Below are 5,418 nucleotides of genomic sequence, written 5' to 3'. Positions count from 1 at the left end.
GGACGGAGAAGGACGACTGAGCAGATGAGTGCCGAAGATCTCGAAAAGTACGAAACCGAGATGGAGCTCTCGCTGTACCGCGAATACAAGGACATCGTGGGCCAGTTCAGCTACGTGGTGGAAACCGAGCGCCGGTTCTACTTGGCAAACGGTGTCGAGATGGTGCCACGCAACGCAGATGGCGAGGTGTACTTCGAGCTGCGGCTCTCTGACGCGTGGGTGTGGGATATGTACCGGCCGGCCCGGTTCGTCAAGCAGGTGCGAGTGGTCACCTTCAAAGACGTCAATATCGAAGAGGTCGAGAAACCCGAGTTACGGCTGCCCGAGTAGGCAGCTGGCCGGCGCTAGCGCTAGCTCGACGATCGGTCGTGGTCGTCGAATATCGGACTGCCGCGGTGCTCGATGACTGTCCGTGCTACATCGGCGAGTTTGATGTTCAGATCCTGGGAATACCGCCGCAGCACGTCGAAGGCCGCGTGCTCGTCCAAGCCCTGCAGCATCATCAGCATGCCGACGGCCTTCCCGATCTCGCGGTTGCTGAGCAGCCCCCGCCGCAAGGTGGCCACATCCTCGCCCTGAGCGACCGCGTTGATCGCCACGCTGGCGAACGATGCCAGCACGATGGCTTGGCCGGCGGATTCGGTGTCGAAGACGCCTGCAGTGTCGCTGAACAGATTGAGCGCACCGGTTTTGCGGCGATCGACCAGGATCCGAAAGCCCATCGCCCCGCGGACTGGGGTCTCGGCGACCAGGCGGGCGGCCAGCTGAGGCCATTGGTTCGGCGTGGTCAGGTCGGTTTCGATCTGCGGTGTCTCTTCCTCGATGGCGTCGACGCACGGTCCGTCCCCGGCCATACGTTCCAGGTCGTCGATTCGCTGCGCGACACGGTCGCTGGCGCCGACGGTGACGTAGCGACCGTCGCGGCGCACCAGCAAGCTGGCGTGATCGCATCCCGTCACGACCAGCGTTGCAGCGACACAGATCGCCGCGTAGACCTCGCTCGACTCGGAGCCCTGGTAGATGATCTCGGCCAGCGCCGAAAAGACCGTGCCAGGGTCTGCTGTAGCGGCTGATCCCCCGGAGCCGTTGTTCCCCTCGTCTGCCACGCCATCCATCATTTCAGGCCGCTTCCGCGCTGGCCATTGTATCGGCGTTTCCGCTGGTGTAACGGGTTCTCGGTGCCAGTGCACGGGGTTTTCGGCGACCGTAAAGATCCTGTGTGTCAAGATCCTGTAAACAAGCAGGCGGCCAGCCCCAAGATCGGTTAGGAATAGCGGGTGACGGGATTGGCGGACGAGCAGCGGGTCGCGCCGTCTTTGTACGACGGGTGGAAGCGGGTTTTCCTCGGGAAGCCAATGATCACCGAGAACCTTCAGCATGAGAAGTTGTCGAACACCGTTGCGCTTGGCGCGCTTTCACCGGATGCGATCTCTTCGACTGCTTATGGTCCCGAGCAGATCATGGTCGAGTTGTTGCCGGCTGCCGGGATGGCCGCGTTTGTGTTGTTGCTTCCGCTGATCGGCGTGATCCTGTTGATTCTGGTGTTGGTGACCGCGTCGTATCGGCAGGTCGTGATGGCCTACACCCGGGCCGGTGGTTCTTACATCGTGGCCAGGGAGAATTTCGGACCTCGGGTGGCGCAGATCGCGGCCGCAGCACTGTTGATCGACTATGTGGTGACCGTGGCGATCCAGTGTGCGGCCGGCACGGTGGCGGTGGCGTCGGCGATCCCGGTGCTGGGCCCCTACAGCCTGGAAATCTCGGTCGGCGCGGTGCTGATTTTCTGTTATTTCAACTTGCGCGGGTTGCGGGAGGCGGGCCGGACGTTCGCGGTGCCAACGTACTGGTTTATCGGCATGCTCACGCTGATGATCGTGGTCGGCCTTGCTCGTGAAGTCTTGGGGAATCTGCCGCAATACGATCCGGTGCACCTTGATGGGGCGGTGCCGGTGCAGCAGGGTAGCGGCCTGGTGATGGGGGCGACGATTCTGGTGATTCTTCGGGCTTTCGCCAACGGCGGCTCGTCGCTGACCGGGGTGGAGGCGATTTCCAACACGGTCAACCTGTTTCGTAAGCCTGAAGGTCCTAACGCGCGTCTGGTGCTGACCGTCATGGCGACGATTCTTGGGCTGTTGTTGGCCGGTGTGGCCTGGCTGGGCTACGCCACGCGTTCGGTTCCGTTTTCCGCCGGATACCCGTCGATGCTCGCCGAGATCGGCCGGGCGGTCTTCGGCCACGGAATCGTCGGCAACGTCTTGTTCTTCTTGTTGCAGGCGGCGAGCGCGGCGATCTTGTACAACGGCGCCAATACCAGCTTTAACGGTTTTCCGGCGTTGACTCACTTTGTTGCCGAGGACAGCTTTTTGCCGCGGCCGCTGATGAAACGCGGTCATCGGCTGGTGTTCTCCAACGCCATCATCTTGTTGACCACGCTCGCGGTGGCGCTTTTGATCGCCACCGGAGGTGGGGTCAACGCGCTGGTGCCGATGTTCGCGATGGGTGTGTTCACCGCGTTCTCGATGGCCGGCTACGGGATGACCAAACACCATCTGACCCATCGTGGGCCCGGCTGGCACTACAAGCTGGTGATCAACTTGTCGGCAGGGCTCTTGTCGACGAGTGTGGTGGCCATCTTCGCGTTCGCGAAGTTCACCGAGGGCGCCTGGCTGGTCGTGGTGGTCTTCCCGCTGCTGGTGTTGGTGTTGATGCGGCTCAATCGGCAATACCGCGCCGAGGCCTCCGTGTTGGAGACGTCACTCGTCGAGCGTCCCGACTTGGATAGGCATGACCGGCATCGGGTGTTTGTTTTTGTGGACAGCGTCGACCTTGCCGAGATCGAGGCGATGCGTTACGCGCAGGGATTACACGCTGACGAGCTGGTCGCCGTGCACTTCGTATTGGACGGGGCTCACGCCGCGCGGCTGCAGGAGCGCTGGCAGCACTTCGGGCACGTCACCGAATTGCGATTGGTCAATTGCCTTGATCGCAACTTGAGCCGGGCCGCCCAGGAGCTGGTTTCGCGGGTCAAGCGGGAATATCCGGACTCCACCGTGACGGTGCTGTTGCCGCGCCGAACCTATTCGCCGTTGCTGGGCCGGCTGTTGCATGACCGCACCGCCGACAAGATCGCCGCGGTGGTCAGCCGGATCCCGGGTGCGAGCGCGCAGATCGTGGCCTACGACATCGCGTCTCGGATCGCACACTCCCAAGCTGGCCGGGCAGCAGATGCTGAGCACCCTGCTCAAGCTTTGAAGTCCACCGAAGAGGCGCGTGCGACAACGCCAGTTATCTGAAATCTGACGCCCGCGGTCAGCGGCGGGCGCCTGCGTCATAGTCGCGAGTTCGTCGACTCGGGCGCGGTATCGGTGACAGATACCTGACAAAAACCCTGAGTTGGATAGCCGGTGGTCGGGCCCTTGGCGAAGGACTGCCACACCCGCGCGGAGGCGTTAAGGTACACGGTCGTAACTATTCGGCTCGTTCAAGGGGCGGGACACAAATGGCCGTGAAAGACCGGACAGATCTAGCTGACGACCAGAAGATCCCGTCGACGTTTTCCGACGCGTGGAAGCGGTTCTTTCTCGGGAAGCCGCTGATCAACGAGCATCTGGAACATGAGAGCTTGTCGAATGTCGTTGCGTTGGACGCGCTTTCACCGGATGCGATCTCGTCGACGGTCTATGGTCCCGAGCAGATCATGGTCGAGTTGTTGCCGGCTGCCGGGCTGGCCGCGTTCGCGCTGGTGCTTCCGATCGCCGGTGTCATCTTGTTGATCTTGGCGTTAGTGGCCGGCCTGGTGAACCCGCCCTCGTCGAACGACGCATCGTAGGCTCGTTCGAGCTGATGTCCACGATCTAGGGAGGGGATGGGCGGCGTCGACGGAATGAGTGATAACAGGGCGATCGGTGCAGGTGACGCCCGCTGGCTCACACCGGGTGTCGGCGCGGTCAGTGCGGCGAGCTTCTTCTCTGACGCCGGTCATGAGGTGACGACGTCGGTGCTGCCGGCCTTTCTCACCGGCACGCTGGGAGCCTCCGCGGCGGCAATCGGCGTGATCGACGGGATCAGTGATGCGCTGATCGGTGCGATGAAGCTCATCGGCGGGCCGTTGGCGAACGACCCGCGCCGACGGGGCCGGACCGCGTCGGGTGGCTATCTGGGCACCGCGGTGGCGACCGGAGCGATAGGTGCGGCGGCAACGGTATGGCAGGCAGGTGCGCTGCGCGCGATCGCTTGGTTGTTCCGGGGTTTACGATCTCCGGCCCGCGACGCATTACTGGCTGCTCTGAGCCCGACTTCAGCGCATGGGAGGGCGTTCGGGCTCGAAAGGGCGGGTGACAACCTGGGCGCGGTTGCGGGTCCGTTGCTGGCAGCCGGTTTGGTGGCCTGGTTTGGTGTCCGACCAGCGCTGTATCTGGCTGCGATTCCGGGCCTCCTTGCTGCGGTCGCGATCATCGTTGCCGCACGCGAGTCCCGGCGACATAGTGCGCGTCCCGACAGCAGACCCCCGGCGCGTCGGCTCGACCTGCGAGCTCTGCGGGATGCCGGGGCCGTTCGGGCGTTAGTGCCGGTGCTGTTGTTCGAGTTCGGCAACCTCGCAACGACGCTGCTGATACTGCGCGCCACCCAATTGCTCACCTCGCCGCAGCGATCGGTTGCCACGGCGACGACGGTGGCGATCCTGATCTATGCAGGCCACAACGTGGTCGCTACGTTCGCATCATTGGTAGCCGGACCGTGGTTTGACCGCGCGGGTCCGCGGGTGGTGTTCGCGACAGGCGCTGTCGTATATGTCATCGCATACTGCGCTTTCGCTGTCGGTTCGCATAGTGTGCTCGCCGTTGCGGTTGCATTCACAGCGGCCGGAGCGGGCATCGGATTTGCCGAACCCACGGAATCCGCAGTCATTGCGCAGCTGCTGCCGGACCGGTTGCGCGGCAGCGGGTTTGGGGTTCTAGGAGCGGTGAAGGCTGTCGGCGACCTTGTGGCCACCGTCGTTGCCGGGTTGCTGTACACCCTGTTTTCGCCTGCGGTGGCGTTCGGCTACGCCGCCGCCTGGATGGTCGCGGCGGCCATCGCTTCTGGCGCGCTGCCTCGTCCGGCGCAGTGAGGAGCGGCGCGTCGACGAGATTTCACCAGTGGAAGCGTTGCTTCTGCTCGGTGACCTCGGCTCAGGAGCGACTGCAGTGAAAACGGCTTTATCACAAGGGAGGTAGTGGTGGTAGACGAAGAATGTCTCAAGCTCAGCGCGTACTTTGGTGAGCGTCAACGCGAGGGTCGTCGCTTCGTGGCCGAGACGATGCTCGATATATACGAACAACAACGCGTCGCAACCAGCATCGTGCTCCGCGGTATCGCCGGTTTCGGGTCGCGCCGCCACTTTCGAACGGACCAGTCCCTGAGCCTGTCAGAGGACCC

General features: G+C 63.2%; 4 protein-coding genes and 2 pseudogenes. 5 read left to right on the top strand and 1 reads right to left on the bottom strand.

Translation table 11 applies throughout. The features are described 5' to 3' along the window. Window positions 1-24: 24 nt before the first annotated feature. Window positions 25-330 carry a DUF2469 domain-containing protein gene (locus tag VEI45_RS02975; RefSeq protein ID WP_324443856.1) on the top strand — a complete coding sequence of 102 codons (306 nt, stop codon included), beginning with the start codon at window positions 25-27 and terminating at the stop codon, window positions 328-330. 20 nt (window positions 331-350) lie between these two features. Here the strand turns inward: VEI45_RS02975 and VEI45_RS02970 are convergent, their stop codons facing one another. Further along, a complete protein-coding gene (locus tag VEI45_RS02970) occupies window positions 351-1,115 on the bottom strand; it encodes a GAF and ANTAR domain-containing protein (protein ID WP_414687388.1) in 765 nt (254 codons plus the stop codon). 162 nt (window positions 1,116-1,277) lie between these two features. Here VEI45_RS02970 and VEI45_RS02965 point away from each other — a divergent pair. The 4 genes and pseudogenes from VEI45_RS02965 to VEI45_RS02950 form a co-directional block, all read left to right on the top strand. Then, window positions 1,278-3,197: pseudogene (locus VEI45_RS02965) on the top strand (APC family permease); the annotation flags it as partial. 302 nt (window positions 3,198-3,499) lie between these two features. Further along, window positions 3,500-3,790 (top strand): annotated as a pseudogene (locus VEI45_RS02960) (DNA-binding protein); the annotation flags it as partial. A 93-nt stretch (window positions 3,791-3,883) separates the two neighbouring features. Continuing rightward, window positions 3,884-5,110, top strand: coding sequence for an MFS transporter (locus VEI45_RS02955; protein ID WP_324849983.1), 1,227 nt, complete (start codon window positions 3,884-3,886; stop codon window positions 5,108-5,110). A gap of 108 nt (window positions 5,111-5,218) precedes the next feature. Then, window positions 5,219-5,418 (top strand): DUF190 domain-containing protein (locus VEI45_RS02950; RefSeq protein ID WP_324849981.1); only part of this gene is annotated, 200 nt, incomplete at its 3' end.

Source organism: Mycobacterium sp., assembly GCF_035623875.1.
Taxonomy (GTDB): domain Bacteria; phylum Actinomycetota; class Actinomycetes; order Mycobacteriales; family Mycobacteriaceae; genus Mycobacterium.
This window is presented reverse-complemented; position numbering and strand designations above follow the sequence as displayed.

Coding starts and splice junctions, on each gene's coding strand:
- VEI45_RS02975 (WP_324443856.1), top strand. CDS start 25: ATGAGTGCCGAAGATCTCGAAAAGTACGAAACCGAGATGGAGCTCTCG.
- VEI45_RS02970 (WP_414687388.1), bottom strand. CDS start 1,115: ATGGATGGCGTGGCAGACGAGGGGAACAACGGCTCCGGGGGATCAGCC.
- VEI45_RS02955 (WP_324849983.1), top strand. CDS start 3,884: ATGAGTGATAACAGGGCGATCGGTGCAGGTGACGCCCGCTGGCTCACA.